Here is a 26,357-nt window from a genome sequence, read left to right as displayed (position 1 = left end):
TTCGCGGGCTTGCCCGCTCCCAGAGGTTGAATCGCGCAGGCTTTTCAAATTTTGAGAAAGACAGTTACTCCCACCAGGCACACCCTGCAGGGTGGAGGTGTGCCGCGATGGGCCGCCCCAGCGGCCTCAGGGCTTTACCCCTCCTGCGCCTCTTCGCGTCGATAAGCCCATTGGTACAACGCCGGCAATACCAGCAAGGTCAAGGCGGTCGAAGACAGGATTCCGCCAATCACCACGGTCGCCAACGGCCGCTGCACCTCAGCCCCGGTGCCCGTCGCCAAGGCCATGGGAATGAAGCCCAGTGACGCCACCAGCGCGGTCATCAGTACCGGCCGCAAACGGGTCAGCGCGCCCTCCTCGACCGCCGCCCGCAGCGTTCGCCCCTGCTCACGCAAGCCGCGGATGAAGGCAATCATCACCAGGCCATTGAGCACGGCCACCCCCGACAGGGCAATGAAGCCCACGCCAGCGGAAATCGACAAGGGAATGTCGCGCAACCACAGGGCCAGGACGCCCCCTGTGAGGGCGAACGGAATTCCAGTGAACACCAGCAGGCCATCCCTGAGGTTGTTGAACATCATCAACAGCAACGCCATGACCAGCAGCAAGGCCACTGGCACCACCACTTGCAGGCGCTCGGCCGCCGATTGCAGCTGTTCGAACTGGCCGCCCCAGCGTGTCCAGTACCCAGCCGGTATCGGCACCTGGCCGCGCAATACCTGCTCGGCCTCCTGCACGAACGAGCCCAGGTCGCGCCCCCGCACGTTGGCGCTGACCACCACCACCCGCTTGCCGTCTTCGCGGCTGACCTGGTTCGGCCCCAGTTGCAGGTCAAGGGTGGCCACCTGCGACAGCGGGATGAAGCCGATCTGCCCGGTGCCCGCAGCCCCACTGGCCGGCACCGGGATCAGCAGGCTGGCCAGCCCATCCACGTCGGTACGCAAGGTTTCCGACAGGCGCACCACCATATCGAATCGCCGGTCACCTTCATACAAGGTGCCCGCCTTGCGGCCGCCCACCGCGGTGGCGATGGCATCCTGCACATCGCCCACGTTCAGGCCATGGCGGGCAGCCTTGTCGCGGTCGATGTCGATGGTCAGCACCGGCAGGCCCGTGGTCTGCTCGACCTTCACCTCGGACGCACCGGGTACGCCCTGCAGGCTGCCGGCGATCTGTGCGGCAGTACGGTTGAGCACCTGCATGTCGTCACCGAACAGCTTCACCGCCACATCACTGCGCACACCGGAAATCAGCTCGTTGAAACGCAACTGGATCGGCTGCGACAACTCATAATTGCTGCCGGGAACACTGGCGGCGGCACGTTGCACGTCGGCGATCAGCGCCTCGCGTGACTTACCGGGGTCGACCCATTGCTCGCGCGGGCGCAGCATCACATAGGCATCGGAAATATTCGGCGGCATCGGGTCGGCAGCGATCTCGGCGGTACCGGTACGGGCAAACACCCGCTCCACCTCGGGCACCTGGGCGATGATGGCCTGCTCCAGGCGCTGCTGCATGTCCACCGATTGCGACAGGCTGGTGCCCGGCACACGCAGGGCCTGCAGGGCAAAATCACCCTCGCTGAGGCTGGGGATGAATTCACTGCCCATGCGGCTGGCCATTACCCCGGACAACAGCACCAAGGCCGCTGCCCCGGCAAATGCACGCCGGCGCCGGCCCAGCACCCAGGCCAGCACCGGCGCATAACGCTGCCGCGCGGTGCGCATTACCAGGCCCTCTTCTTCCTTGACCTTGCCGGTGACGAACAGGGCGATCGCAGCGGGTACGAAGGTCACCGAAAGGAGCATCGCGCCAAGCAGGGCGATGACCACGGTGAAGGCCATGGGGTGGAACATCTTGCCTTCGACCCCGGTCAGGGCAAAGATCGGCAGGTACACCACCATGATGATCAACTGCCCGTAGATCAGTGGCCGCCGTGCTTCACGGGCGGCGGCAAACACCTCGTGCAAGCGCTCGCTGCGCGTCAGCATGCGGCCATGCCGTTGCTGGGCATGCGCCAGTCGGCGGATGGCGTTTTCCACGATCACCACCGCGCCGTCGACAATGATGCCGAAATCCAGCGCGCCCAGGCTCATCAGGTTGGCGCTGACCTTGTTGGCGAACATGCCCGTGAAGGTAAACAGCATCGACAATGGAATGACCATGGCGGTGATCAGTGCCGCGCGAATGTTCCCCAGGAACAGGAACAGCACGGCGATCACCAGAATGGCCCCCTCGATCAGGTTCTTCTTCACCGTGGCGATGGCCTTTTCCACCAGGTTCGTGCGGTCGTACACGGTCACCGCCGACACCCCTTCGGGCAGGCTGCGGTTGATCTCCACCAGCTTGGCAGCCACTGCCTGGGATACCGTGCGGCTGTTTTCGCCGATCAACATGAATACCGTGCCCAGCACCACCTCGCGGCCGTTTTCGGTCGCCGCCCCCGAGCGCAACGCTTCGCCGAGGCCTACCTGGGCAACGTGGCTGACGCGGATCGGGGTGCTGTCCACGCTGGAGATGACGATATTGGCGATATCATCGGCCGAGGCCACCTGGCCAGGCGCGCGGATCAGCAACTGCTCGCCGTTACGTTCGATGTAACCCGCGCCGACGTTGGCGTTGTTACGCTCCAGCGCCGCGACCAGGTCGTTGAGGGTGAGCGTGTAGGCCGCCAGGCGCTTGGGGTCCGGCGCAATCAGGTACTGCTTGGCGTACCCGCCAATGCTGTTGACCTCTGCCACCCCGGGCACGTTGCGCAACTGCGGCTTGATGATCCAGTCCTGGATCACGCGCAGGTCGGTTGCGCTGTAGGGGGTGCCGTCTTCCTTCAGGGCCCCCTCTTCGGCTTCCACCGTCCACAGAAAAATCTCCCCCAGCCCGGTGGAGATCGGCCCCATGCCAGCCTCGATGCCCTCGGGCAGTTGCTCGCGCGCCACTTGCAGGCGCTCGTTGACCAACTGGCGGGCGAAGAACAGGTCGGTGCCGTCCTCGAAGATCACCGTGACCTGTGACAACCCCGAGCGCGACAGCGAGCGCGTCTGCTTGAGCCCGGGCAGGCCGGCCATGGCGGTTTCGATGGCGAAGGTGATGCGCTGCTCGGTCTCCAGGGGCGAGTAACCGGGTGCGGCCGTGTTGATTTGCACCTGGACGTTGGTGATATCCGGTACGGCGTCGATCGGCAACTGCCGGTAGCTGTGAATGCCCACCGCGGCCATCAGGACCACAGCCAGCATCACCACCAGGCGCTGCTCGATGGCAAATTGGATCAGGCGTTCGAACATGCAGGCGTCCCCCTGGTCAATGGCTGTGCTCGGCCGAGCCTTTGCCCAGCTCCGACTTGAGAACGAAGCTGCCGGCGGCAGCCACCTGGGTTCCGGCAGCCAGGCCGCTGGTGATTTCCACATGCCCGGCATCGCGACGGCCGGTGGTTACGGGTCGGGCCTCGAAGCCCTGCTCGGTACGGGCGAATACCACGGTCTGCGCGTCCAGGCTTTGCAGGGCGATTTCAGGCACCACTACCGCAGCCTCGAAACGTTCGATGCTGACCGCAACATTGACGAACAAACCGGGGCGCCAGGCGCCGTCAGGGTTGGCCAGGCTGGCACGGACGGTGGCGGCACGGTTCTGTTCGCCGAGCAGGCTGCCAACGTAATTGACCTTGCCTTCGACCTGGGCCCCCAGGTCTGGCGCGCTGACCATGACCGTACGGCCGGTGCGTACCTTGTCCAACTCACGTGGTGCCACGGCGAAAGTCGCCCACACCCGGCTCAGGTCAGACAGGGTGAAGGCGTTGCTGGTCGCGTCGACCACCTCACCCACGCTCAGGTGTTTCTCCACGACCACGGCGTCGAACGGTGCGCGCAGTTCATAGCGGTTGCCGGCACCTGCCGGCCCCACCGCCGCGACCTTCTGCCGGGCATTGGCCAAGGCTATTTCGGCCTCCTGCAGCGCCTGGCGCGCTTGCAGGTAATCCTGCTCGGCGCTGATGCGCTCCTGCCACAGCTGTTGTTCGCGGCGCAAGGTCAGGCGCGCCAGCTCAAGGCGGCGTTGGGCAGCCTGCTGCTCGCTGCGCAGGTCAGAGATCTGCTGGCTGGCGATTACCGCCAGCACCTGCCCGCGCTTGACCGCCTGGCCCAATTCGGCCTGGACTGCCTCGACCACACCCGGCACCCGCGGTACCACGTGGGCGGTGCGGTCCTCGTCAAAACGGATTTCACCGGGGAAGTTTATGGCTGTACCCAGCGCGCGCGGCCCGGCAGCAACCAACTGCACCCCGGCAGCTTCGATCTGGGCGATGGACAGGTGCACCTGCCCTTGTTCATCGTCGTGCTCTGTTTCTGCATGGCCTTCGGCGGCGTCCGCCTCGCCATGCTCATGGCTGTCTTCAGCTGGCTGGGCAGTGGCTGCCTGGCCGAGTGTACCGGTCCAGGCCAGGCCACCGAGGCCTAACGCGGCCAGGGTGGCTGCCAGAAGGGCCAACTTGCGTGGGTTAGTCATTGCTGCTCCTGCTGGTCATTGGGTTGCCCAGGTCATCGAGGTCGCCGTAGATACGCTCGACCCGCCCGCGTGCATCGGCCGCCGTGGCCAGGGCCTCGAGGTACAGGCCACGGGCCTCGATCAGCGTGCGCTGGGCATCGAGTACATCGAGAAAAGCGAACTTGCCCATTTCGAAACCACGGGTGGCGGTGTCCACGGCTTGCTGTGCAGCCGGCAGGATGGTGCGGTCGTAGGCCGCCACCTCCTGCATGGCCGTGGCCCATTGGTCGACGGCGCTGCGGGTTTCGCTGCGCAAGCGCAGGGCCACGGCATTGCGCAAGTCACGCGCCTGGTCGGCACGGCGCGCCGCCGCCAGCACGTTGCCCTGGTTACGGTCAAACAACGGCAGCGGCATGGACAGGCCAACCACGTTCACCCGCTCGCGCTCTTCGCGGCTGTACTGGCTGCCAAGGCTGACGGTGAGGTTGGGAATGCGCTGAGCCTTTTCCGTGCCCAACGCCGCATCGCCACGCTCGACCTGGGCGGCGGCCAGGCGCCACTCGACCGTTTGCTCGACGTGGGCGAGCAAGGTGTCAGGACTGGGCGCGGCCCCAGGCGAAAGGTTGGCCGCCTGCAAGCTGTCGAAGCTGGCCAGCGGGCTGCCGGTCAAACGCGCCAAGGCCTGGTAGGCCACGCTACGCTGGGTTTGCGCGCGGCGCAGTTGGGCCTCGGCCTGGGCCAGTTGCACCTGGGCGCGGGTGGCCTCCACGGGCGATGACTGGCCGGCAGTGACCCGCCCCTGCACCACCCGCAAGCCGCGGGCGGTCAAGGCCTGGGATTGCTGCGCCAGCTCCAGCGCGGTCTGTGCCCGCAAGGCGGCATGGAACGCCTGGACCACATCGGCACGCAGGCCATTGCGCTGGCGTTCCAGGTCAAGCTGGGCGATCGCCTGACCGACGCCGGCCGCGGCGATGCGTGCAGCGCGCTTGCCGCCCAGTTCCAGCGGCTGGCTGAGGGTGATGGTGGTGGTGCTGGTGTCCCGGCGCGTGTCCTCCACCTCCCACGCCAGTTCGGGGTTGGGCAGTAACCCGGCCTGGCGCCGCTCGCCGTCGGCAATGCCGATTTCGCGGCTGGTGGCAGCCAGTTCCGGGTTCTGGGCAAAAGCGGCGGCCAGCGCCTGGGGCAAGCTCAAGCGCTGGCTGGCGTGGGCGCTCGTGGCGCCAACCAGCAGCAGGCAGAGCAAGGCGAACTTGCGGGGGATGAGCACGGAACAGGTCCTCGTCGACGAAGGGTGGCGAGGGACTGTAGAGAAGGCTGGTTATCGGGGTGGTGGCATGAAAATTACAATTCTGTAAGGCGTGCAGCCTGTGCGCCAGCGCGCCTTGGCGGCGAACGCGGTTCGATAATCGCCCACTTTCCCAGCACGGCGGCTCCCCTCAATTGACGGAACTAACCAGTCAGTACAAAACTAGGCACATCCAACAACAACAAAGCGAAGCCCGTCATGACGCCCCTCATTCTCGTGCTCAACGGCCCCAACCTGAACATGCTGGGCACCCGAGAGCCGGCCCAGTATGGTTACGAAACCCTTGCCGACCTTGGCCAACACTGCGCCGACACTGCCAATGCCCACGGCCTGGAAGTCGAATTCCGGCAAACCAACCATGAAGGTGAACTGATCGACTGGATCCACGCCGCGCGCAATCGCTGCGCCGGTATCGTGATCAATCCAGGTGCCTGGACCCACACCTCGGTAGCCATTCGCGATGCGCTGGTGGCCAGCGAAGTACCGGTCATCGAAGTGCACCTGTCCAATGTGCACAAACGTGAACCGTTCCGCCACGTGTCGTTCGTTTCGTCGATCGCGGTCGGCGTCATTTGCGGCCTGGGAAGCCACGGCTACCGCATGGCCATCAGCCACTTCGCCGAGCTGCTCAAGGAGCGTGCAGCATGAGCCAGCCTGCCATCCTTGCCGGCCTGATCGGCCGGGGTATCCAACTGTCGTGCACCCCGGCCCTGCACGAGCACGAAGGCGATGCCCAGGCCCTGCGCTATCTGTACCGGCTGATCGACGCCGACCAGTTGCAACTGGACGACAGCGCCCTGCCCGGCCTGCTCGACGCTGCGCAGCACACGGGTTTTACCGGCCTGAACATCACCTACCCGTTCAAGCAGGCGATCCTGCCGTTGCTCGACGAGCTGTCGGATGAAGCACGCGGCATCGGCGCGGTCAACACCGTGGTACTCAAGGACGGCAAGCGGGTTGGCCACAACACCGATTGCCTGGGCTTTGCCGAAGGTTTGCGCCGCGGCCTGCCCGATGTGGCCCGCCGCAAGGTGGTGCAGATGGGGGCTGGCGGCGCGGGCTCGGCGGTGGCGCATGCCTTGCTGGGCGAAGGGGTTGAACAGCTGGTGTTGTTCGAAGTGGATACCGCCCGCGCTCAGGCACTGGTCGACAACCTGAATGCGCATTTCGGTGCGGGGCGGGCAATGCTTGGCGGTGACTTGGCCACGGCACTGGCCGATGCGGACGGGCTGGTCAACACCACCCCGGTCGGCATGGCCAAGCTACCCGGCACGCCGCTGCCAGTGGCGCTGCTGCATGCACGGCTGTGGGTGGCGGAGATCATCTACTTCCCGCTGGAAACCGAACTGCTGCGCGCTGCACGGGCCCTGGGCTGCCGCACACTGGACGGTAGCAACATGGCGGTGTTCCAGGCTGTGAAAGCATTCGAACTGTTCAGCGGCCGGCAGGCTGACGCCGCGCGGATGCAGGCACATTTCGCCAGCTTCTCCTGACTGAGCCAGGCCTGCGTGGCAACGGCCCTGAGCAAGCTCAGGGCCGCCACGCGGTCAGTCTTCCAGCGGCTTGGGCGGGGCGGCAGGCTTGGCCGGTTTGGCGGGTTTGCTGTCCTTGGCCTTGGTTTGCGGTGCGGCCGCCACCGGCTCTGGTGCGGTTACCGCCTTTTCGCTCGCGGGCAGCGCATCGACTGCCTCGAAGATCACCTGGGGATCGAGGGCGGTGTTGTCTTCGTCATCCTTGAGCACATGCCGCTCACCATCCTTGCCCACCAGAATCACCTTGGTGCCTTTGCTCGCCCCCAGCTTCAGTTCGCGGATCAGCGCCATGGTGGTTTGCTGCTCGAGGTTCTTGTCCTCCCGTTTGCCCATCATTTGCGCCACGCTGTACAGCACCAGGCTGCGCTCCTTGAATTTTGCCTGGGTAGCCGGGTCTTCGAGCGCTTTGTTGAGCCCACGCAGGGTGGGGTCGGCGCTGCTCGGCGCAATGACCACCAATGGCCGCGCCTTGCCCAGTTCCTTGGCCAACGGTGCGTCACTGTCAGCGGCATGCAAAGGGCCGGCAAGCGCGAGCAGGGTGGCGAGGGTCAGTGAGCGGACGAGCATGCATATCTCCTTATTCTCTCGATAAACCAAAGACTACAGATCATGGAGAAAGATCCGACGCGGGAGCCTAAACCAACCGCCCATGGCGTGCTTGCCACAAAGGTAACTTCCGATTTCCGTGACCGGGCGGCGAGGCCTGTGCAAACATCGCCGCCTGCTCTGAGCATAGCGCATAGCCACCGGCTGGCAGCGCTGCGCTGGCCGTTTTACCCCGTCGTGCTGTCGCCGGGTGCGTTTCTGTCCAGGGCTTCGAGGGTCAGTTGCAACAGCAGGGCATGCTCACGCTGCTGATTCCGAATCTGCAGCCGCTCGACCTGCGCTTCCTGGTTGCCCAGCGCCATCAGCCGCTCCAGTTCATCATGCATGTCCTGCGGCACTTGCAGGCGATCGGGGAAACTGCCCCGCAGGTAGTCCTGCCAGAAGCGTTGCCTGGCAAGGTATTCAGCCATGCCGTCGCGGGTCTGCGCTGCCAGCACGAAGGCACGCGCCGAACGAAGGTCGGTGTCCTGCAGCCGGGCAATATCGGTATACAACATCTCCCCGGGCTGGGCGGGCAAATCCAGGGCCGTGCGCAAGGCAACACGGTAAGCCAGGGCGAATTCGAGTGACTCACTGCCGGCCCCCAACCGGCGGGCATGTTCTGCCGCGAACTGATCGAGCAACGCCAAGCGCCATAACTGCCCGCCGAGCCACAACAAGCCCTGCTCCGGGGGGCGCCCACCCTGCTGGCGGCGCGTACGCCATATCATCAAGCGCACTTCCAGGTCAGCGAAACGGGCAGTGGCGTTGTCCTGGCAATCCGTCGCCGCGGCGTGCCTGAACAGCTCCAGCCGCAGCGCAGTGTCTTCACTCATTGCTTCGAACATTTCCAGTACCCGGGCTGCCAGCGCGCAGGCGGTGGAGGAAAACTTGAATGCGCCGGAGGTGGTCAGTACGGACAACGTCTTGAAGAAGTCGTCCGATACCTCATCGGCTTCCAGATGAACCCACAACGCGGCCATTTCATCGCGACGTTCTGCCGCCACCAGGTCCAGATAACGGAACCGATACGGCACGCGACTTGCCTCGAGCCAATGCCAGCTGGAAGACGCCTGCGATGCTGCCGCCAGCAGGTTGCCCGACAGTTCGACCCGGCCCGCGCGCCACAAGTGTGACTGATGCAGGTCGTCAGGCAGCACTGAAATACTGTTGCCACTGAGGTCAAGCGTGTGCAGTTGCGGCGCGTCCAGCGTGCCGTAGGGAAACTCCGGCAATCGCGTGCGTGACAGGTGCAAGGCGTTGAGCTCGGTCATGGCGAACACGGAAAATGCCCGGCGCAACGGGTTGTCCGAAAGGTTCAGGTACACCAGGGAGCGGCAACCGGCCAGGACCAGCGCCTGGCTTTCGTCGAGCTCGATCTGATTGCCTGACAGGTCGAGCACCTCCAGCCTTTGTGCCAGCATCTGAGGCAACGGCAGGCGCCTGAGCCGGCAATTGGTGATTTCCAGGTTGCGCAAGTTGGGAAACGCCTGCAGGAAATCGTCGGGCACCTGCTCCAGCCGCATGGCGCGCAAGGCCAGTATGGACACGTGCGCGAAACTCACTTGGGCCGGCAGGCCAGGCAGTTGGCGCAAACGGCTGCGGGTCTGGGTCAGCATGAAGCGCCCGCCCTGCACAGATGCCTGGTCCTGCAACTCGGGGACGAGCAAGCGCCAGCAGTCGATCAAGCCTTTTCTGAATTCACGTCGGGCAGTCAGTTCAGGTGTGGCAACAGCATTGAATACCCACCTGTCGAGGTGGCTGTTGAGCTGTCGGTATTGCGCCTCCAGGCCGTTCAACCTGGCCCGGGCATCGGCTGACGCCAACCATTGGCCAACCTGCTCGTCGCTGAAGGCCGGGTACAGGTCGCGCAGGCGTGCCTGCAGCGCCCGCGGCCTGAGCCGCCCGAACGCAGCCCATAACCTGCCGCCGGCCATGGGGTAGCCAATGCGGCCGTCAGCGAGCCGCAGCGGTGCCACGAAGGCGCCGCGGCGCTGGCCCATGCCAAGGGCGACCAGCACGGCTGGCCGCTGGTTGAAGGCGAGGTCTGCCACCGCCTGGCGCAGGGCGGGTGCGAACACAGCAGGCTGCCGGCTGGCCGCTCGTGCCTCGGCGTCGTACGCCGCCGCCAGTGTTTCGAACAGCTCCCCGGCAGCACCGGCGTTGGGCCGGGCACGGTCGTGCAAGCGAAACACCCCATGCTGGTGCAGCAGATCGAAGGTTGGGCCCGCGCCTTCGATTGTCAGCAGCGGCTCGCTGGCCTCACCGTCGAACAATCGCCAGCCTGGCCCTCCGGCCCCCGGCACCTGCCCCAGCAGGTTCAGCACAACCCGCGCCAGGTCGAGATTCTGTGGGGTATCGATGCGCAGCGCCTCAAAGACCCGCGCGGTTCGAATCCGCGTAACCTGCAGCCTGGCCGCCTCGGCCATGAACAGCGGCACGCGCCCGGTCTCTTGCAGGTGCTGCAGGTCGTCCTCGCCGGCATTGCGCATCACTTCCCTGGCCGCCAGGCGGTGCAGGCTGGCGAAGGCCCGTTGCAACGGGCAAGGGGTTTGCGGGCCGGTGTTGTGCTCCTCGTACATGGCTTGCAGCAGCTCCCGGCGCCCGGCCCAGGCCACTTCGGCCAGCGCGCGCCCGTGCAGCCCTGCCGCCTGGGGAAGGCTCAGCACCCGCGCCAGCAATTGCTGATCGGCGGTGGCGGCACCTTCGCGCAGTTGACCGACCAACGTGTGGATCCGCGCGGCGAACAGCAGCCGCTGCACCGTGTCAGCCAGCGCTGCCTCAGGTGCTCGGCCATACACATGCCATGCCCGCAAGTGCTGGTCGTCCAGCCCGTGGATGGCCAGCGCCTGGTCGATCTGCAGGTCATCGAGGTCGCTGTAGGGCTTGCCCAGGCGGCGGAACAGCTGGCGCGCGTCTGCCCATTCGGCGGGCTGCTCGCACCACAGCCGCCACGCACCGGCGCCATTGTGGCGGAGCAAGGGGGCATAGCCCTGGTAAGGGAGCAACTGCCATTGTTCATCGTTCTTGCGCCACGCCACCTCATACCAGTGACCGTCCATGCTGATCCAGCAGCGCTCGGCCAGGCGATACACCCCCTGCTCGTCCCGCACTGCGGTAGGCGGCGGGGTGCCACAACGGTAGGGTTCCAGGTCGGTGTTCCACAGTTTTTCCTCGCCACCTGGCAGCTGCGCCGGCACCAGTGGGTCTACCACGCTCCAGGCACGTCGCGCCGCCGCGACAACAGCAACGGTTGCACCAACGGTCAACAACCCTTTACCCACATTCAGCAGGTGGGCCAGCGCAGCATTGCGTTCGTTCTGTTGCCAGTCACTGACCGCCTGGAAGCTTTGCTCAAGCAGTTCCCAGGCCATCACACCCAGCATCACCGCGCCAATTGCGGGCACGAAAAGCCCTGCGATGCCGAGCAGGGTTTGCCCTTCAGCCTGTAAACGGCGGGCATGCTCGGCCTGAGCCTGGCGATCGAGCATCGCCACTGGCGGGGCGATGATCGCCGCGTCATCCTTGACCTGGCCAATCCAGTCATCAGCCAGGGCATCGAACAGCGGTAAACCATAGGCATGCGTCTGTTCATCAAGGCTGCGGGTCGCCCAGTGGGTGACATCGTCGAGCCGCTCACCCACGGCAGAGAAAAACCGCTGGCTGTCGCGACGGCGCACGAAGCGGCTGAAGAAACGCCGGTAGTCGTTCTTGCGCAAACGCTTGCCAAGCACCCGGCGGGCGTAGTGTTCCAGGTCGTTGCACACGCTCCAGGGGCCTGCGGGGTCGCCAGGTACATACACCAGGACGTACTTGCTGGTGTTGTAGAACGTCCCCTCGGCAATGACATCCAGCACCACGATCTGCTGCATGCGGCAACCAAACAGTTCCAGCCGGCGGACGCTGACCGGCGATCCCGCGAGGGTGCCAAGCGTGTCATGCATGCACAGTTGCACCACCCAGTGCAGCTGGGCCGCGCTCAACATGCCCTGTGCGCTGGCTGCAAGCGCATCGGCCAGCATGCCATAGCGTTGGCGGCGAACCAGCAGCTCGCGCACGCTTGGCTGAAAAACACCCGCCAGGTGCGCCTGGTACTGCTGGCCAAGGTCCAGCGTGCGGCACAGCCTGACGAAAGCCGTTGCCGATAGCTCAGTACGCGTGGCGCCCAGCGCATCCACCAGGCAATTCTTGCGGGGCTGATCATGCTGCTCGGCCTCGGTGAAGTTGCCCAGCGCTGCCTCCAGCAGCGGCGTATCGTAGTAATCGCTGTCGGCGACCGGCAGCCGACCGGTCACATAACTGATGGTCGGCGACGTGAAGTAATACCATTGCCGCAGGCACACGCGGTCGGCATCCAGGGTGCCAAACCGGGCCAGCGCCTGCTGCAGCAAAGGCCGGCTGAAATCATCCAGGTTGCGCACCTGTGCCAGGGCTTGCGTCAGCCCTTCCCGGCAAGCCAGCAACTGCGACAGTGCCTGGCTCAGCAGCCGGTAGTCGGCCATCGTCAGCTTCGCCATCCAGGCCGGCAGCCGCTGTGCAATGTAATGGTCCTGGCAGGCTTGCGCGATGGCAAGCGCGTCGACCGCATTCGAAGGTGAAGTGGATTTGCCCTGCATCTGTGCCTCCGCGATGGCGTTGAGGCTAGAGTTTGTGCAGGTTCAGGGCATGCCGACGGCTAGCTATCTACTACCCGTTCAGAACAGCAGCAGTTGATGGTCGATCAGCCGCGCGAAGTCGTCGCCGACAAAAGGCAGGATGGCATCAGCCACCGGCTGCAACTGCCGGCTGATGTAATGATCATGGTCGATGGGGGCTTGCAGGTTTTCCAGCGGCTCTGGGCCTGCGGTGGTGATCACATAGCTGATCCAGCCGCCGCGCTGGTATTGCAGCGGGCGGCCCAGGCGCTTGTTGTAGTCGTCGGCCAGGCGTGCGGCACGCACATGGGGCGGGACATTGCGCTGATAGTCGGCCAGTGGCCGCCGCAAGCGCTTGCGATAGACCAGCAGCTCGTCGTTTTCACCCGCCAGCGTGCGCTGTACATAGTCACACAGGTAATCACGGTACGGCTCACCACGAAACACGCGTGCGTAGAGCTCCTGCTGAAACTGCCGGGCCAGCGGTGACCAGTCGGTGCGCACCGATTCCAGGCCCTTGAACACCATTTCTTCTGTGCCATCAGCCCGCTGCCTGAGCCCGGCATAGCGTTTCTTGCTGCCCTCGTCGGTACCACGGATGGTGGGCATCAGGAAACGCCGGTAATGCACCTCGAACTGAAGCTCGAGGGCGCAGTCCAGGTTCATGCTTTCGCGCAGGTGCGTTTGCCACCACTGGTTGACCTGGGCCACCAGCTCGCGACCGATGCGCACCGCGTCTTCCTCGGCATGGGCACCCTTGAGCCAGACGAAGGTGGAGTCGGTATCGCCATAGATCACGTCGAAACCCCGGGCCTCGATCAGCGCCCGGGTCTGGTGCATGATCTGGTGCCCACGCAAGGTGATGGACGAGGCCAGCCGGGGGTCGAAGAAGCGGCAACCGCTGGAACCCAGCACGCCGTAGAACGCGTTCATGATGATCTTCAGTGCCTGGGACAACGGCGAGTTACCCTCGCGTTTGGCCGCCTCCCTGCCCTGCCACACACGCTCGACGATGGCCGGCAGGCAATGCTGGCTGCGGGAAAAGCGCCCGCCACGGAAACCCTCCACCGAGTGCTCATCGTCAGGACGTTGCAAACCTTCCACCAGGCCCACCGGGTCGATCAGGAAGGTGCGAATGATCGAGGGGTACAGGCTTTTGTAATCCAGGACCAGTACCGAGTCGTACAAACCTGGGCGCGAGTCCATGACGAAGCCGCCAGGGCTGGCTTCGTCCGGGCGGCTGCCCAGGTTGGGCGCCACGTACCCCAGGCGGTGCATATGCGGAATGTACAAGTGGCAAAACGCGGCGACCGACCCGCCGCTGCGGTCCACCGCCAGGCCGGTAACCGATGAGCGTTCCAGCAGGAACTCGAGCAGGCGGGTGTGGGCGAAGATCCGCGTCACCAGCTCACAGTCCTTCAGGTTGTACCGCGCCAGGGCCGGTTTGTCTTCGGCGAAGCGCCGGTTGATTTCGTCCATGCGCTGGTACGGTGTGTCGATGGCTTTGCCTTCGCCGAGCAGCGTCTGGGCGACGTTTTCGAGGCTGAACGATGGGAAACTCCAGGTGGCCGAGCGCAGCGCCTCGATGCCATCGATCAACAAGCGCCCCGGGGCGTCGGCGAATACGTGGCCACCGCCGCCCTGGCTTCGCAAGGTCATGGCTGCGCCTCTGCGCCCCAAGGCCAGCGCTACCTGCAACGCCTTGGCGTGCTCATGCAGCACGCGCAGGTCGAACTGGATCAGGTTCCAGCCAATGATCGCGTCGGGGTCGTGCAGCGCCATCCACTGGTTCAGGCACACCAGCAGCTCGGCGCGGTCGGCGCAGTAGTGCAGATCGAAGTCCACCCCCGCCGGGTCGCCGTTGGGTTTGCCAAGCATGTATACCTGACGCTGGCCACAGCCCTCCAGGGCAATGCTGTACAACTCCCCACGTTCGCTGGTTTCGATGTCCAGCGACACCAGGCGCAGCGGTGGACGGTAACCTGCCAGCGGCCTGAGCTGAGCTTCGCAGAGCACGCCCTGTGCATCAGGCTTGCCGGTGAACTGCACGGGGGCGGTGATGAAGCGCTCCATCAGGTAGCGTTCGGGCGGGCGAATGTCGGCTTCGAAAACGTCGATGCCGGCGTTGCGCAGGCGTTGCTCCAGTTGCATCAGCTGCCGGTGCTGGCGGCAATACAGCCCCATGACCGGGCGCTGCTCGAAGTCCTTCAACTGCAAGGGCTTGAGCTGTACACCTGGCTCTTTGGCCAACAACACCCGGGCATGTTCAGCCTGCGCCAGCGGGATGAAAGCCACCGAGTCCTGAGGGGCAAGGCGCAATTGCCGGGGCCCCTGATCGGTAGCCAGCCAGAATTCCACGCAGGTCCCTTCGGGCGTGTCATGCCAATGCCGGGTCAGGACGAAGCCCTGCTGCAATTCCACCGCATCTACCTCTGAAGCGTATGATCAGGTGCTGATTCTACCGCTACCGGCACTGCCAGCGGTGGCTGGGCAGCCCCTGCAGGCGCCACCCGGCCCCTGTAGCCCGTCACTGGAACCGGTACGCCAAACCCGCCCCCGCATACCATGAGCGCCCAGGCGCGGCCTCGTAGTAACGCCCGTTGCTGTCGCCGACGATCACCGACCCTACATATTGCCGGTCGAACAGGTTGTCCAGGCGCACCAGCTGGTGGAATGTCCATGGGCCGACATGCTGCTCGAAGCGCGTACGCCAATTGAACACGGCATAGGCCGGCGCCGCCTTGGCAGCGTTGCTGTCGTCGACATACACCTTGCTGCGGTACTGCCCTTCCAGGCCCATGCTGACCGCCGCCACCGGCTTCCACAGCACCTCGCCGTACAGGTTGTCCTGGGGCACACCTGGCAGGCGGTTGCCACGTGCGATGGCCTGGCTGACGTTTTCGGCATAGCGCGCGTCGGTGCGGGTGTACACCACAGTGGCCTGCCACTGGTCGTTCCAATCCTGCTGCAGGCGGGCCTCGAAGCCACGCCGAAGGGTTCGCCCGGCATTGCGATAGCTGGTTCGGCCGTCCGTCGCACGGTCCACGACTATTTCGTTTTCGGTCTGGATCTGGTAAACGGCGGCGTCCAGCCGCGTGCGCTCGCTCAGCCGGTACTTCAGGCCCGTTTCATACTGCATGCTGGTGGCAGGCTCCAGCCCGAAGTTGAATCGTTCGTCCGCTCCCGGTGCATAGGCCATCTCGGCCTGCGTGGGTGTTTCGAAGCCTTTGCCGACACTCACGTAACCACGCAGATCAGGGGTGAAGGCGTACATCACAGACAGCGAAGGGGTAGCTTGCTGATACCGTTTGGAGCCGCTGGCGTCACCGTTGGCCAGGTAATGGTCATCGACGCGCATGTTCATGCTGCTGTAGCGCAAGCCCAGCTCGCTGGTCCAGTTACCGATTTCCCAGTGCGCCTGCAGGTAAGGGTCCAGGCTGGTGGCGGTGTCCTGCTCGTCACGTCGCAACTCGCCTTTCACACCCAACTGGTCAGCGCTGAAGTTCTGGTAGCCACGGCGGTCATCCTTGCTCTGGTCGTAATCGGCGCCAAGGGTCAGGGTGAGATTGCCGGGCACCTGCGCAACCGGCTGGATCCAGCGCAGCGTACCGCCCTGGAACTGCCGATCGAAGTCGACCACGCCACCCCCGCGCTGGCTGTTCGAGACCACCGTCCTGGGAATGGACAGGTACTGCACCACCCGGCGCTGCCCGGCGTACAGGTTCAGCTGCAACGTGGCGTCACCCACGTAGCGCTCATAGTTCATGCCCAACTGCTGGTGGTCGATGCTCTTGCGCGTGTCATAGGTTTGCGCCACTGCCGCGCTGGAGCGCGGGTCGTGCTTGTAGGCTTCCCAGGTCTGTCCCAGAGGGTCCTGGGTGCCGTTCTGTTCCAGGCTGCTGTAGATCAGTGCCAGGCGCGATTCGCTATCCGGCTTGAAATGGACCTTGGCGAAGGTCTGGTCACGGCGCGCCGCGCTGTGGTCACGGTAGCCGTCGGTGTCCATGCGCGACGCATCCAGCAGGAAACCGGCCGTGTCGTTACCGCCCTCGGCGCTCAGGTGGTTCTTGTTGAAACCGTCGCTGCCGAAGGTGGTTTCGGCACCTACCTGGGCAGGGCCCTGGCCGTCGCGGCTGAACATCTGGATAACCCCACCGGTGTTGCTGCCGTACAGGGTGGCGGCCGGGCCGCGCAACACCTCGATGCGCTCGGCCACATCCAGGTTGAGCGTGGCCGCTTGCCCTTGACCGTCGGGAGTACTGGCCGGGATCCCATCGCTGATCAGCTTGATGCCCCGCACCCCGAAGGCCGAGCGGGCGCCGTAGCCTCGCGAAGAAACCTGCAGGTCCTGGGCGTAGTTCTGGCGGTTCTGCACCACCAGCCCTGGCACCTTGCCCAGCACTTCCGACAGGTTGACGCCCAACTGGCCGTCAGTGCCACGGGACAAGTCGATGGTATCGACCGAGAACGGCAGGTCGAACGTACGGGTGGGCAGGTAGGCACCGCTCACCACCAGCGGCTCGATCACCACGGCAGTGGGGGCATCGGCCCAGGCATCGTCAAGCGCACCAAAGTCGCCTGCAATCAGCAGGACCAGGCCTGTAGAGGTAGGAAAACGAGAAAGAAATCGATACATGCGCAGCTTCCGAAAATGGCCGCCATTACACCAGACCCGCACCGACAGTGCGAATTCTCTGGCCAGCCTAGCCGGATTTTCCCTGACAAGCTGTTGCGAAATTGCTTACGCTGAAATACTGTACGCACATACAGCACAACAAGGATATTCCTGTGTCCAGCACCGCCTCCGCCACCCCAAGCAGCTACGTTCAGCTGGGTGTTCGCATCCAGAAGATCATCAACAGCCCCACCGCCCAACGCAGCCGCGCGGCGCTGATCTTCCGCCTGGAACAGGAAAGCCCGGACGACTGGGAAACCCTGCTCGAGGAAATTGCCGAGAACGACAACGTCACCCTCGCCCACCGTGACGATGGCGGCGTGCAGATTTTCTGGACGGTGCCGAAGGAAGACTGACCAGGCATGAGCGTGGCGCTTTTCGCTGCTACCGGCCTGCGCCTGCTGTGCCGCCCAGGGGAGCACCATCAGGTCAAGGTCAAGACAGCCGCTCAAACAACGGCAAACCATTCACCTGCGGCCGAGCGAACAGGTACCCTTGCATCAAATCAATTCCCAGCGCCGCCAGTGCTTGGCACTCTTCGTCAGTCTCGATCCCCTCGGCAATCAGCGTAATGCCCAACCGCTCGGCCACCAATACGATACCGGCCACGATGGCTTGGCGAACCACATCCTGGTTGACTCCCCGAGTGAGAGCCATATCCAGCTTGAGTACAGCCGGCTGAAATTCTGCGAGCAGATTCAGCCCTGAGTAACCCGAGCCAAAATCATCTATTGCAGTGGTGAAGCCCTGTCGCTCGTACTCCTTGAAGATCGACTTCAAGTGCTCGGTGTCCTCGATCCGCTCGCCTTCGGTCACTTCGAACATCAGCAGATTGGCGGGGAAGTCGAATGTGACTGTGGCCTCCAAGGTAGCCCGGATGCAGGTGCTGGCACGGTAGACGGCATTGGGCAGAAAATTGATGCTCAATTTACAGTTTTTCTGGCGTCCCAAGCCCAGTCCAGCCGCTTGCTCGATGGCCTTCACGCGGCAGGCCTGATCAAAGCGGTACAGGTTGTCGGGAGTTACCTTGGCCAAAATTTGCGCAGCGCTTTCACCGTTCACACCGCGAACCAGTGCCTCGTAGGCGAACGGCCTGCCTGAAGGCACATGGATTATGGGCTGGAACGCCATGGTAATGTCGAAACCCAGGCTAGCGAGGTCACGACATTGGGAGCAGCCAATCGCTAGAAAGGGCTGGGGGAACACTGGCTTGCTCATGGGCTATGTCGAGGTCACGGAGTATGGCGGTTCAGAATGCTTGAATCTGCATCTTATGCCAAGTCAACCTCAAGGCTTGCGGCTGAACTAACGAAGTGCCTGCAGGTAAGCGCTGGCCTCGCGATAGCGCGCCAGCCGCGCCAGGTCGGCAGGGCCTGGGCAGGGAATACGCGAAAGGTCACTGTTGTCGGCCAGGTCAGCCAGTTTGACCGTGCGCGCCAGCGGGTCGTCGCCCAGGCGCACGACAAAGTCCTGATAAGCTTCGCCTTCACGCCGGCTGAGCGCCAGCAGGGCTGCGAGAATTTTCAGCGCGAAGCCCTCCCGCGCCAGGTCGGAGAGGGTCAGCGAGGTATCCTCGATCACATCGTGAAGCACCGCAACAATGCGCTGTTCCGGTGTGGCAACCCGCAGCATCACACGTAAAGGGTGAAGGATATACGCCGCCCCACCCTTGTCGTATTGCCCTTCATGCGCCCTGGCGGCCACGGCTATGGCCCGCTCCAGTGTCGACATCAGGCGCCCCCCATCTCAGCCTCTCCCTACCCAAGCATAGCCAATGCTGGGCGCAAGGTGCCTACCATGCGCCTTGGGAGCGGGTTGGCCGCGCAGGTCAGCGCGCTGCGCCGTGCTGGATGACCACCGAGTCGGTGCCCAATTTGGCCATGACTTCGTCGCGGCGGGCCTGCGCCTCTTCGCGAGTAGGGAACGGCCCCATCAGCACCACCGGCTTGCCATCGCGGTATTCCACCGACGACGGGATGCCCTTTTCGATCAGGCGGGCCGTCATGTCGCTGAGCGCGCCCATGTTGGCGCCCTGCACCACCTCCACATCCCAGCCTTCGGGTGCCGGCTGGTTGGCCAGCGCTTCGGCGCGACGCTGCAGGTCGGCACCGCCGCACAGTTCGCGGATACGCAGGTTGTTGCCGGTTTCGTCCACGATGATGTCGTACTGGCCATCGCGCTTGAACGCCACGTAGCTGCGGTAGGCCTCGTACTGCCCGGCATCGTCCTTGCCACGGACCTGGCCGCAGATGGTGCCCTGGGTGTCGATCCGCACGTTGCCGAACTTGGCCGTTTTGGGGTTGTGCAAGTGTTCAGCCACCTGCTTGTGCACGCCCTCGACCTCGTTCTCACAGCCCGCCAGGGCGAGCACTGCCATTACCACAGCCAGTTTACGCACGCATGTACCTCCCGTTTCGAAGGGGCGGATTCTAGCATGCTGCGCGCTGGCCGAAGCGTGACCAAAGGTTACAGGCTGCTTCACGCGCACATGCAAAAAGGGCGATCATTGCTGATCGCCCTTTCTGGAGTTTGGTAGGCACAATTGGACTCGAACCAACGACCCCCACCATGTCAAGGTGGTGCTCTAACCAACTGAGCTATGTGCCTGTCGTGTGGTGCGCATCTTAGTGATCAAATGCGCACCTGTAAAGCGTTTTTTTCAGAAAAATCAAAAACTTTCGCAGTTTCCCGGTGTTGCAGCCAACCGCCGGAAAAACCAATGAAAAAAGGGGTGACCCTTGCGGATCACCCCTTCTTCGATTTGGTAGGCACAATTGGACTCGAACCAACGACCCCCACCATGTCAAGGTGGTGCTCTAACCAACTGAGCTATGTGCCTGTCGTGTGGTGCGCATTCTACGCAATTGGAAAAGCCTGTCAACACTTTTTTTCGCGCTAAGCTACTGAATCTAAACCTCTTTATAGAGAAGGGTCGCTTGCGACTGTGTGAGGGATTTTCAACAGACGACTAGCGGGTGTTTATTATTATTGATAGCATCGCTACATTCGTTAAAAATATAAAACACGAGGTTCCTGCAGCATGGCTAACACCCCCTACCCCCAGTCCTACTACGCCGCCTCGGCCAACCCGGTGCCGCCACGTCCGGCGCTGCAGGGTGAGGTGGAAACCGATGTATGCATCATCGGCGCCGGCTACACCGGCCTGTCCAGCGCCCTGTTCCTGCTGGAGAACGGCTTCAAGGTGAGCATCGTCGAAGCCGCCAAGGTCGGCTTCGGTGCCTCGGGCCGCAACGGTGGCCAGATCGTCAACAGCTACAGCCGCGACATCGACGTGATCGAACGCACTGTGGGCCCTAAACAGGCCCAGCTGCTGGGCCACATGGCCTTCGAAGGCGGGCGTATCATTCGCGAGCGCGTGGCCAAGTACAACATCCAGTGCGACCTGAAGGACGGCGGCGTCTTCGCCGCGCTCACCAGCAAGCAGATGGGCCACCTGGAATCGCAAAAGCGCCTTTGGGAGCGTTTCGGCCACAACCAGCTGGAACTGATGGACCAGAAGCGCATCCGCGAGGTCGTGGCCTGCGACAGCTACGTCGGCGGCATGCTCGACATGAGCGGCGGTCACATCCACCCGCTGAACCTGGCGCTGGGCGAAGCTGCGGCGGTCGAGTCGCTGGGCGGCATCATCTATGAGCAAACTCCGGCCGTGCGCATCGAGCGCGGCGCCAACCCCGTGGTGCATACCCCACAGGGCAAGGTCCGCGCCAAGTTCATCATCGTCGCTGGCAACGCCTACCTGGGCAACCTGGTGCCAGAGCTGGCCGCCAAATCCATGCCATGCGGCACCCAGGTGATCACCACCGAACCCCTGGGCGAAGAGCTGGCGCGCACCCTGCTGCCGCAGGACTACTGCGTGGAAGATTGCAACTACCTGCTCGACTATTACCGCCTGACCAGCGACAAGCGCCTGATCTTCGGCGGTGGCGTAGTGTACGGCGCACGTGACCCGGCCAACATCGAAGCGATCATCCGCCCGAAGATGCTCAAGGCCTTCCCGCAACTGAAGAACGTGAAAATCGACTACGCCTGGACCGGCAACTTCCTGCTGACCCTGTCGCGCCTGCCACAGGTAGGTCGCATCGGCGACAACATCTATTACTCCCAGGGGTGCTCGGGCCACGGCGTGACCTATACCCACCTGGCGGGCAAGGTGCTGGCCGAAGCCCTGCGCGGCCAGGCCGAGCGTTTCGACGCTTTCGCCGGCCTGCCGCACTACCCGTTCCCAGGCGGCCAGATGCTGCGCGTGCCGTTCAGCGCTATCGGTGCCTGGTACTACAGCCTGCGTGATCGCCTGGGTTTCTGATGTAGCGGGCCTCCTCGGTGCGGGACCCGCTCCTCCATGGGGCTGTGCGGTGCGCACACGCTCTGTGGAGGAGCGGGTCTGCCTGCGAAAAGGCCATGATGGGAACGATCATTTGCTCAGGCTGTTCACCGCCTGCTTCGCCGCGATTTCCTGCCCCGCCCGCGACAACTCTTCCGCCGCCTGCAACCAGCGTTGCCTATCCACTTCAGCCGGCAATTGCCGTGGCGGCTGCACCAGCACTGCCCAACTGCCCTGCTCGGCCCACGCCGAAGCGAACGCGTCGAATGCCATCATGTGCCGGCGGTGCATGCCCGAGCGCAGCAGTACCCGCTGCTTGTAGCGGTCATAACCGATCAGCACCGCATAGCGCGGCTCGCCCCACCAGGCGGAACCGTCTTCGTAGCGCAAGAGTACCGGGTTACCCGCCGCCACTTGGGTCAACAGCGCATCCAGTTGCTTGTCCAGGCGGTACACCACCATGCCGTAGTCCCGTGCCACGCGAGGGATGGCGGTGTCCAAAGCATCGGCACCCTGTGGCAGGTTCAGGGGCTTGTCCAGCAGCCCCGGGGTAATCGGTGCCCCCTGTTGCGACAACACTGCTGCCAGGGCCATGGCGCCGCTATGGTTGGCGTTGCCCCGGTAGAACGGCACGCTGCTGATTTCGACCCGTTGCGGCAGGCCTTTGAGATTGGCGGGCGGCGCACTGGCACAGCCCGCCAGGCTGGCTGCCACGATGAAGGCCGACAGCAGCCGCCGGGCGCTCTTGAAGGAAGATTGCTGCATGGACACTCGCTTGCTCCAACGCCGGGCAGGCAGCGCCCAGCTCTGGCCAGTGATCATAGGTCCGACGACGGCGCGGGTATAGTCCGACAACGGCTTGGAGCGAATCGGACTCAGAGATAGACCTTTGTTCGATGGAACGTCCCAGGCGAAAGGCTAGACTAAAGCAGTGTCTGGAACGCAAACGCCGGTCACTCTGGCGTTTGCCGCAGCGATGGAGGCACAGATGAGCCTGACCCTGGCAATCCTCATGCTGGTCAGCATGTGGCTGAGCGTCGCAGCCGCCATGCTATGGGGTGTACTACGTATCGTGCGGCGTCATGCACAACCCAATCAACAACCGCCGCAGGTGCCGGCCAAAACCCGGCACGTACAGCGAGCACGGCGGCCTGCGGGGGTGCACTGACCGCGCAGCATTCAGCAGCCAAACGGGGCGCAAAGCGCCCCGCTGCCCACCGTCAATGCTCAGCTGCCTCACGCTTGAGCCGCGCCCTGCGTGCGAGAATGTTGAGGACCTCGATTGCGGTGGAGAACGCCATCGCAGCGTACACGTAGCCTTTGGGCACATGGGCACCAAACCCTTCGGCAATCAGCGTCATACCGATCATGATCAGGAAGCCCAGGGCCAGCATCACGACAGTCGGGTTGTCGTTGATGAAGTTGGCCAGTGGGTCGGCCGCGACCATCATCACGATCACGGCAGTGATCACGGCGATGATCATGATCGGCAGGTGCTCGGTCATGCCCACGGCGGTAATGATGCTGTCTACCGAGAACACGATATCCAGCAGCAGGATCTGGAAGATCGCCGCAGCGAAGCCCAAGGTCACCGTGGAGCCCACCTTGGCCTCTTCCTTGGCACCGTGCGGGTCGACGTTTTCGTGAATTTCCTTGGTAGCCTTCCACAACAGGAACAGGCCACCCGCAATCAGGATCATGTCTTTCCACGAGAACGCGTTGCCGAACACTTCGAATACCGGGTCGGTCAGCTGGACGATCCAGGCCACCGTGCTGAGCAACGCCAGGCGCATGATCAGGGCCATGCTGATGCCGATGCGCCGCGCCTTGGAACGGTACGCCACCGGCAACTTGTTGGTCAGGATCGAGATGAAGATCAGGTTGTCGATGCCCAGTACGATTTCCATGGCCACCAGCGTAGCCAGGGCAATCCAGGCGGTAGGGCTAGCGGCGAGTTCCAGCAGATATTCCATTGTTCACATCCTGCAACGGCGGTTGGGGTCAGATTTCCTGGCTTTTTTCGTTCTTTTCAGCTTGCACGGGCTTCTGCCCTTCACTGCCAATGGCTTCGCTCAGCGCCTGCTGGGCGGCCTTGTTGGTATCGTCGATGGCCTGCTTGGCCGATTGAGCAGCTTGGTCGAGCATCTGCTGGGCGGACTTCTCGGCCTGGTCGCAACCAGCCAGGGCAAACAGCGCCAGGGCCAGTACCAGCGGCGTGCCGATGGATTTCAAGTGCAGCATGGGTTCCTCGCTTGTGGTGACTTCAGCAGCGCACGAGGCACCTGATAACGAAGGATTCTAGACACGCCGATACATCAGGAAAATTCGTATTTTCAAGGGTTATACTTCGGGTTTTACGAATCGGGAAAACAGCGTGCTCAACTACCGCCAGTTGCACTACTTCTGGGCAGTGGCCAGGACCGGCAGCATCGCCCGCGCCAGCGAACAGCTGAACCTGACCCCGCAAACCATCAGCGGGCAGATCAGCCTGTTCGAACACACCTACGGCCTGGAGTTGTTCCAGCGTGTGGGGCGGCAGCTGGAGCTCACCGAAACCGGCCGCCAGACGCTGGCTTATGCCGAACAGATGTTCCAGCTTGGTGGCGAACTGGAGGCCATGCTGCGCGCCGGGCCACAGGAGCAGATCCTGTTCCGCGTGGGCGTAGCCGATGTGGTACCCAAGTCCATCGTCTATCGCCTGCTGGCCCCGACCATGGAGCTGGACGACGTGCTGCGCATCAATTGCCGCGAAGACAAGCTCGAACGGCTGCTCGGCGACCTGGCCATCCAGCGCCTGGACCTGGTGATTTCCGACAGCCCCATGCCCAACAACCTGGATATCAAGGGCTACAGCCAGAAGCTTGGCGAATGCGGCCTGAGTTTTTTTGCCACCCCTGCATTGGCCAAGCGCTACCCGGGTGCCTTTCCTGCCTGCTTGCAGGACGCCCCCCTGCTGATTCCCGGCCAGGAAACCGTGGTGCGCAGCCGCTTGCTGCGGTGGCTGGGCGACCAGCAGGTGCAGCCCCGCATTGTCGGCGAGTTCGATGACAGCGCATTGATGCAGGCCTTCGGCCAGTCGGGCAGCGGCATCTTCGTTGCACCCAGTGTGATCGCCGAGGAAGTGTGCCGACAGTACGGCGTGCAACTGATCGGGCAGACCGAGGCTGTGCATGAGTCGTTCTATGCCATTTCGGTGGAGCGCAAGGTCAAGCACCCGGGGATCGTGGCGATTACCGAGGGGGCACGGCGAGAGCTGTTCCACTGGTGACCGGGCTGGTTCGCACGGCCTCGCCTGCATTCGCTTGCGGGGCGGCACTGGCCGCGAAACGTGCCGGGCCGCCCGGCAAGGCTCTGTGCTAAAGTCCCGCCCTTTACAGAATCCGAGATAACGCTGCACATGACCTCTGTTTTCCGCCTCCTCAACCGTACCAGCCTGGTGACGCAGATCGTCATCGGCTTGCTCGCCGGTATCGCCCTGGCCCTGCTGGCCCCCAGCGTGGCCGGCGACCTGGCCTTCCTCGGCAAGGTCTTCGTCAGTGCCCTCAAGGCAGTGGCACCTGTACTGGTATTCATTCTGGTCATGGCTTCGATCGCCAACCACCGGCATGGCCAGGAAACCCACATTCGCCCTATCCTGTGGCTTTACCTGCTGGGCACTTTCGCCGCGGCATTGGTGGCCGTGATCGCCAGCACGCTGTTCCCCTCATCATTGGTGCTCAGCACCGGCGAAGCCACGCTCAGCGCACCGGGCGGCATTACCGAGGTACTGCAGAACCTGTTGCTGAGCGCGGTCGACAACCCGATCAACGCCCTGCTCAACGCCAATTTCATCGGCGTGCTGACCTGGGCCGTGGGCCTGGGCGTGGCCTTGCGCCATGCGGGAGATACCACCCGCACCGTGGTCGAGGACCTGTCCAACGGTGTCACCCTGATCGTACGTGTAGTCATCCGCTTTGCCCCGCTGGGCATCTTCGGCCTGGTCAGCGCGACCTTGGCTCAATCCGGCCTGAACGCCTTGCTCGGCTACCTGCACCTGCTGGCAGTGCTGATCGGCAGCATGCTGTTCGTGGCGCTGGTGATGAACCCGCTGATCGTGTACTGGAAAATCCGCCGCAACCCGTTCCCGCTGACCTTGCTGTGCCTGCGCGAAAGCGGCATCACCGCGTTCTTCACCCGTAGTTCGGCGGCCAATATCCCGGTCAACCTGGCACTGTCAGAGCGCCTTGGCTTGCATGAAGACACCTATTCGGTGTCAATCCCGCTGGGTGCCACCATCAACATGGCCGGTGCGGCGATCACCATCACTGTGCTGACGCTGGCCGCAGTGCATACCCTGGGTATCCCGGTCGACCTGCCGACAGCGTTGCTGCTCAGCGTGGTGGCAGCCGTCTGTGCCTGCGGTGCCTCCGGCGTGGCAGGGGGGTCGCTGCTGCTGATTCCGCTGGCGTGCAGCCTGTTCGGCATCCCCAGCGAAATTGCCATGCAGGTGGTTGCGGTGGGCTTCATCATCGGGGTGTTGCAGGATTCGGCGGAGACCGCGCTGAACTCCTCAACCGATGTGCTGTTCACGGCCGCGGCGTGCCTGGCTGAAGAGCGGCGTAACGGCTAATGTCGGTCAGTCAAGCGATTGGGGCCGCTTTGCGGCCCATCGCCGGCAAGCCGGGCTCCCACAGGTGCAGTGCAGAGCTCAAGCTTAGTGCGGTCCTGTGGGAGATTCTATGGCCGCTGCATCTTCAGCGCCTGTGAGATCGAGCGCCGCCCGCGCGGCGCAATCGCGAGCTGCGCTCGCTCCTACGTTTGTTTCGGG

Annotated in this window: 20 protein-coding genes and 2 tRNA genes; 7 read left to right on the top strand and 15 right to left on the bottom strand. The window is 63.7% G+C overall.

Annotated elements, in window-relative coordinates; translation table 11 throughout:
* Positions 1-134: 134 nt before the first annotated feature.
* From B3361_RS03370 to B3361_RS03360, 3 genes are read right to left on the bottom strand one after another with little or no spacing between them, the layout of a single operon-like run.
* Complete coding sequence (locus tag B3361_RS03370; RefSeq protein ID WP_054905223.1) at positions 135-3,281, bottom strand: efflux RND transporter permease subunit; 3,147 nt, start codon at positions 3,279-3,281, stop codon at positions 135-137.
* A gap of 16 nt (positions 3,282-3,297) precedes the next feature.
* The gene (locus B3361_RS03365) at positions 3,298-4,497 is read right to left on the bottom strand and encodes an efflux RND transporter periplasmic adaptor subunit (protein WP_154211001.1); all 1,200 of its coding nucleotides are present in this window, start codon (positions 4,495-4,497) and stop codon (positions 3,298-3,300) included.
* Positions 4,490-5,743: a TolC family protein gene (locus B3361_RS03360; RefSeq protein ID WP_054905225.1), complete on the bottom strand. Its 1,254-nt coding sequence runs from the start codon at positions 5,741-5,743 to the stop codon at positions 4,490-4,492. Before B3361_RS03360 ends, B3361_RS03365 begins: the two co-directional genes overlap by 8 nt.
* A gap of 237 nt (positions 5,744-5,980) precedes the next feature.
* Between B3361_RS03360 and aroQ the strand changes: the two genes are divergently transcribed.
* Together aroQ and B3361_RS03350 are read left to right on the top strand one after the other, a co-directional pair.
* A complete protein-coding gene (gene aroQ, locus B3361_RS03355; RefSeq protein ID WP_029884970.1) occupies positions 5,981-6,430 on the top strand; it encodes a type II 3-dehydroquinate dehydratase in 450 nt (149 codons plus the stop codon).
* Positions 6,427-7,275, top strand: coding sequence for a shikimate dehydrogenase (locus B3361_RS03350; protein ID WP_286920109.1), 849 nt, complete (start codon positions 6,427-6,429; stop codon positions 7,273-7,275). The genes aroQ and B3361_RS03350 overlap by 4 nt, the downstream gene beginning before the upstream one ends.
* 54 nt (positions 7,276-7,329) lie before the next feature.
* On the opposite strand, the gene B3361_RS03345 is transcribed toward B3361_RS03350, so the two are convergent.
* From B3361_RS03345 to B3361_RS03330, 4 genes are all read right to left on the bottom strand, one after another.
* Positions 7,330-7,881, bottom strand: coding sequence for a DUF4174 domain-containing protein (locus tag B3361_RS03345; RefSeq protein ID WP_009682785.1), 552 nt, complete (start codon positions 7,879-7,881; stop codon positions 7,330-7,332).
* A gap of 206 nt (positions 7,882-8,087) precedes the next feature.
* On the bottom strand, positions 8,088-12,515 hold the full coding sequence (locus B3361_RS03340; RefSeq protein ID WP_154211000.1) for an NEL-type E3 ubiquitin ligase domain-containing protein: 4,428 nt from the start codon (positions 12,513-12,515) through the stop codon (positions 8,088-8,090).
* Between the two features lie 78 nt (positions 12,516-12,593).
* Positions 12,594-14,954 (bottom strand): DNA polymerase II, encoded by a 2,361-nt coding sequence (locus B3361_RS03335; protein ID WP_054905227.1) that lies wholly within the window; start codon positions 14,952-14,954, stop codon positions 12,594-12,596.
* A gap of 106 nt (positions 14,955-15,060) precedes the next feature.
* Positions 15,061-17,169 carry a TonB-dependent receptor family protein gene (locus B3361_RS03330; protein WP_154210999.1) on the bottom strand — a complete coding sequence of 703 codons (2,109 nt, stop codon included), beginning with the start codon at positions 17,167-17,169 and terminating at the stop codon, positions 15,061-15,063.
* Positions 17,170-17,321: 152 nt separating this feature from the next.
* Here B3361_RS03330 and B3361_RS03325 point away from each other — a divergent pair, with 152 nt between their 5' ends.
* Entirely contained in the window at positions 17,322-17,564 is a 243-nt protein-coding gene (locus tag B3361_RS03325) for a DUF1654 domain-containing protein (RefSeq protein ID WP_054905228.1), read from the top strand.
* Positions 17,565-17,643: 79 nt separating this feature from the next.
* On the opposite strand, the gene B3361_RS03320 is transcribed toward B3361_RS03325, so the two are convergent.
* From B3361_RS03320 to B3361_RS03300, 5 genes are all read right to left on the bottom strand, one after another.
* On the bottom strand, positions 17,644-18,426 hold the full coding sequence (locus B3361_RS03320; protein ID WP_054905229.1) for an EAL domain-containing protein: 783 nt from the start codon (positions 18,424-18,426) through the stop codon (positions 17,644-17,646).
* A gap of 87 nt (positions 18,427-18,513) precedes the next feature.
* Positions 18,514-18,939 carry a GTP pyrophosphokinase gene (locus B3361_RS03315; protein ID WP_054905230.1) on the bottom strand — a complete coding sequence of 142 codons (426 nt, stop codon included), beginning with the start codon at positions 18,937-18,939 and terminating at the stop codon, positions 18,514-18,516.
* A 97-nt stretch (positions 18,940-19,036) separates the two neighbouring features.
* Positions 19,037-19,606: an SPOR domain-containing protein gene (locus B3361_RS03310; RefSeq protein ID WP_054905231.1), complete on the bottom strand. Its 570-nt coding sequence runs from the start codon at positions 19,604-19,606 to the stop codon at positions 19,037-19,039.
* Positions 19,607-19,738: 132 nt separating this feature from the next.
* Positions 19,739-19,815: transfer RNA gene (locus tag B3361_RS03305), tRNA-Val, on the bottom strand.
* 155 nt (positions 19,816-19,970) lie between these two features.
* Positions 19,971-20,047, bottom strand: a tRNA-Val gene (locus B3361_RS03300).
* 201 nt (positions 20,048-20,248) lie between these two features.
* Between B3361_RS03300 and B3361_RS03295 the strand changes: the two genes are divergently transcribed.
* A complete protein-coding gene (locus B3361_RS03295) occupies positions 20,249-21,532 on the top strand; it encodes an NAD(P)/FAD-dependent oxidoreductase (protein ID WP_009682777.1) in 1,284 nt (427 codons plus the stop codon).
* A gap of 108 nt (positions 21,533-21,640) precedes the next feature.
* Here the strand turns inward: B3361_RS03295 and B3361_RS03290 are convergent, their stop codons facing one another.
* Positions 21,641-22,372: a peptidase C39 family protein gene (locus tag B3361_RS03290; RefSeq protein ID WP_054905232.1), complete on the bottom strand. Its 732-nt coding sequence runs from the start codon at positions 22,370-22,372 to the stop codon at positions 21,641-21,643.
* A 166-nt stretch (positions 22,373-22,538) separates the two neighbouring features.
* Between B3361_RS03290 and B3361_RS03285 the strand changes: the two genes are divergently transcribed.
* Positions 22,539-22,718 carry a hypothetical protein gene (locus B3361_RS03285; RefSeq protein ID WP_054905233.1) on the top strand — a complete coding sequence of 60 codons (180 nt, stop codon included), beginning with the start codon at positions 22,539-22,541 and terminating at the stop codon, positions 22,716-22,718.
* A 52-nt stretch (positions 22,719-22,770) separates the two neighbouring features.
* Here B3361_RS03285 and B3361_RS03280 read toward each other — a convergent pair whose 3' ends face one another.
* Positions 22,771-23,523: a TerC family protein gene (locus tag B3361_RS03280; protein WP_054905234.1), complete on the bottom strand. Its 753-nt coding sequence runs from the start codon at positions 23,521-23,523 to the stop codon at positions 22,771-22,773.
* Between the two features lie 28 nt (positions 23,524-23,551).
* On the bottom strand, positions 23,552-23,791 hold the full coding sequence (locus B3361_RS03275) for a hypothetical protein (protein WP_054905235.1): 240 nt from the start codon (positions 23,789-23,791) through the stop codon (positions 23,552-23,554).
* Between the two features lie 133 nt (positions 23,792-23,924).
* On the opposite strand from B3361_RS03275, the gene nhaR reads away from it, so the two are divergent.
* Both nhaR and sstT read left to right on the top strand, forming a co-directional pair.
* The gene (gene nhaR / locus B3361_RS03270; RefSeq protein WP_054905236.1) at positions 23,925-24,818 is read left to right on the top strand and encodes a transcriptional activator NhaR; all 894 of its coding nucleotides are present in this window, start codon (positions 23,925-23,927) and stop codon (positions 24,816-24,818) included.
* Positions 24,819-24,947: 129 nt separating this feature from the next.
* Positions 24,948-26,159 (top strand): serine/threonine transporter SstT, encoded by a 1,212-nt coding sequence (gene sstT / locus B3361_RS03265; RefSeq protein WP_054905237.1) that lies wholly within the window; start codon positions 24,948-24,950, stop codon positions 26,157-26,159.
* The last annotated feature ends 198 nt before the right edge of the window (positions 26,160-26,357 follow it).

The organism is Pseudomonas sp. UBA6699, assembly GCF_002454615.1.
In the GTDB taxonomy this organism is placed as follows: Bacteria; Pseudomonadota; Gammaproteobacteria; order Pseudomonadales; family Pseudomonadaceae; genus Aquipseudomonas; species Aquipseudomonas juntendi.
Note: the sequence above shows the minus strand (reverse complement) of the source record. Positions and strands in the feature narration are given on the sequence as shown.

Excerpts from the sequence above, each read along its gene's own strand:
- B3361_RS03365 (WP_154211001.1), bottom strand. The coding sequence starts at position 4,497 with ATGACTAACCCACGCAAGTTGGCCCTTCTGGCAGCCACCCTGGCCGCG.
- B3361_RS03280 (WP_054905234.1), bottom strand. The coding sequence starts at position 23,523 with ATGGAATATCTGCTGGAACTCGCCGCTAGCCCTACCGCCTGGATTGCC.
- B3361_RS03340 (WP_154211000.1), bottom strand. The coding sequence starts at position 12,515 with ATGCAGGGCAAATCCACTTCACCTTCGAATGCGGTCGACGCGCTTGCC.
- B3361_RS03345 (WP_009682785.1), bottom strand. The coding sequence starts at position 7,881 with ATGCTCGTCCGCTCACTGACCCTCGCCACCCTGCTCGCGCTTGCCGGC.
- sstT (WP_054905237.1), top strand. The coding sequence starts at position 24,948 with ATGACCTCTGTTTTCCGCCTCCTCAACCGTACCAGCCTGGTGACGCAG.
- B3361_RS03350 (WP_286920109.1), top strand. The coding sequence starts at position 6,427 with ATGAGCCAGCCTGCCATCCTTGCCGGCCTGATCGGCCGGGGTATCCAA.
- B3361_RS03370 (WP_054905223.1), bottom strand. The coding sequence starts at position 3,281 with ATGTTCGAACGCCTGATCCAATTTGCCATCGAGCAGCGCCTGGTGGTG.
- B3361_RS03275 (WP_054905235.1), bottom strand. The coding sequence starts at position 23,791 with ATGCTGCACTTGAAATCCATCGGCACGCCGCTGGTACTGGCCCTGGCG.
- B3361_RS03330 (WP_154210999.1), bottom strand. The coding sequence starts at position 17,169 with ATGTATCGATTTCTTTCTCGTTTTCCTACCTCTACAGGCCTGGTCCTG.
- aroQ (WP_029884970.1), top strand. The coding sequence starts at position 5,981 with ATGACGCCCCTCATTCTCGTGCTCAACGGCCCCAACCTGAACATGCTG.
- B3361_RS03295 (WP_009682777.1), top strand. The coding sequence starts at position 20,249 with ATGGCTAACACCCCCTACCCCCAGTCCTACTACGCCGCCTCGGCCAAC.
- B3361_RS03320 (WP_054905229.1), bottom strand. The coding sequence starts at position 18,426 with ATGAGCAAGCCAGTGTTCCCCCAGCCCTTTCTAGCGATTGGCTGCTCC.
- B3361_RS03315 (WP_054905230.1), bottom strand. The coding sequence starts at position 18,939 with ATGTCGACACTGGAGCGGGCCATAGCCGTGGCCGCCAGGGCGCATGAA.
- B3361_RS03285 (WP_054905233.1), top strand. The coding sequence starts at position 22,539 with ATGAGCCTGACCCTGGCAATCCTCATGCTGGTCAGCATGTGGCTGAGC.
- B3361_RS03290 (WP_054905232.1), bottom strand. The coding sequence starts at position 22,372 with ATGATCACTGGCCAGAGCTGGGCGCTGCCTGCCCGGCGTTGGAGCAAG.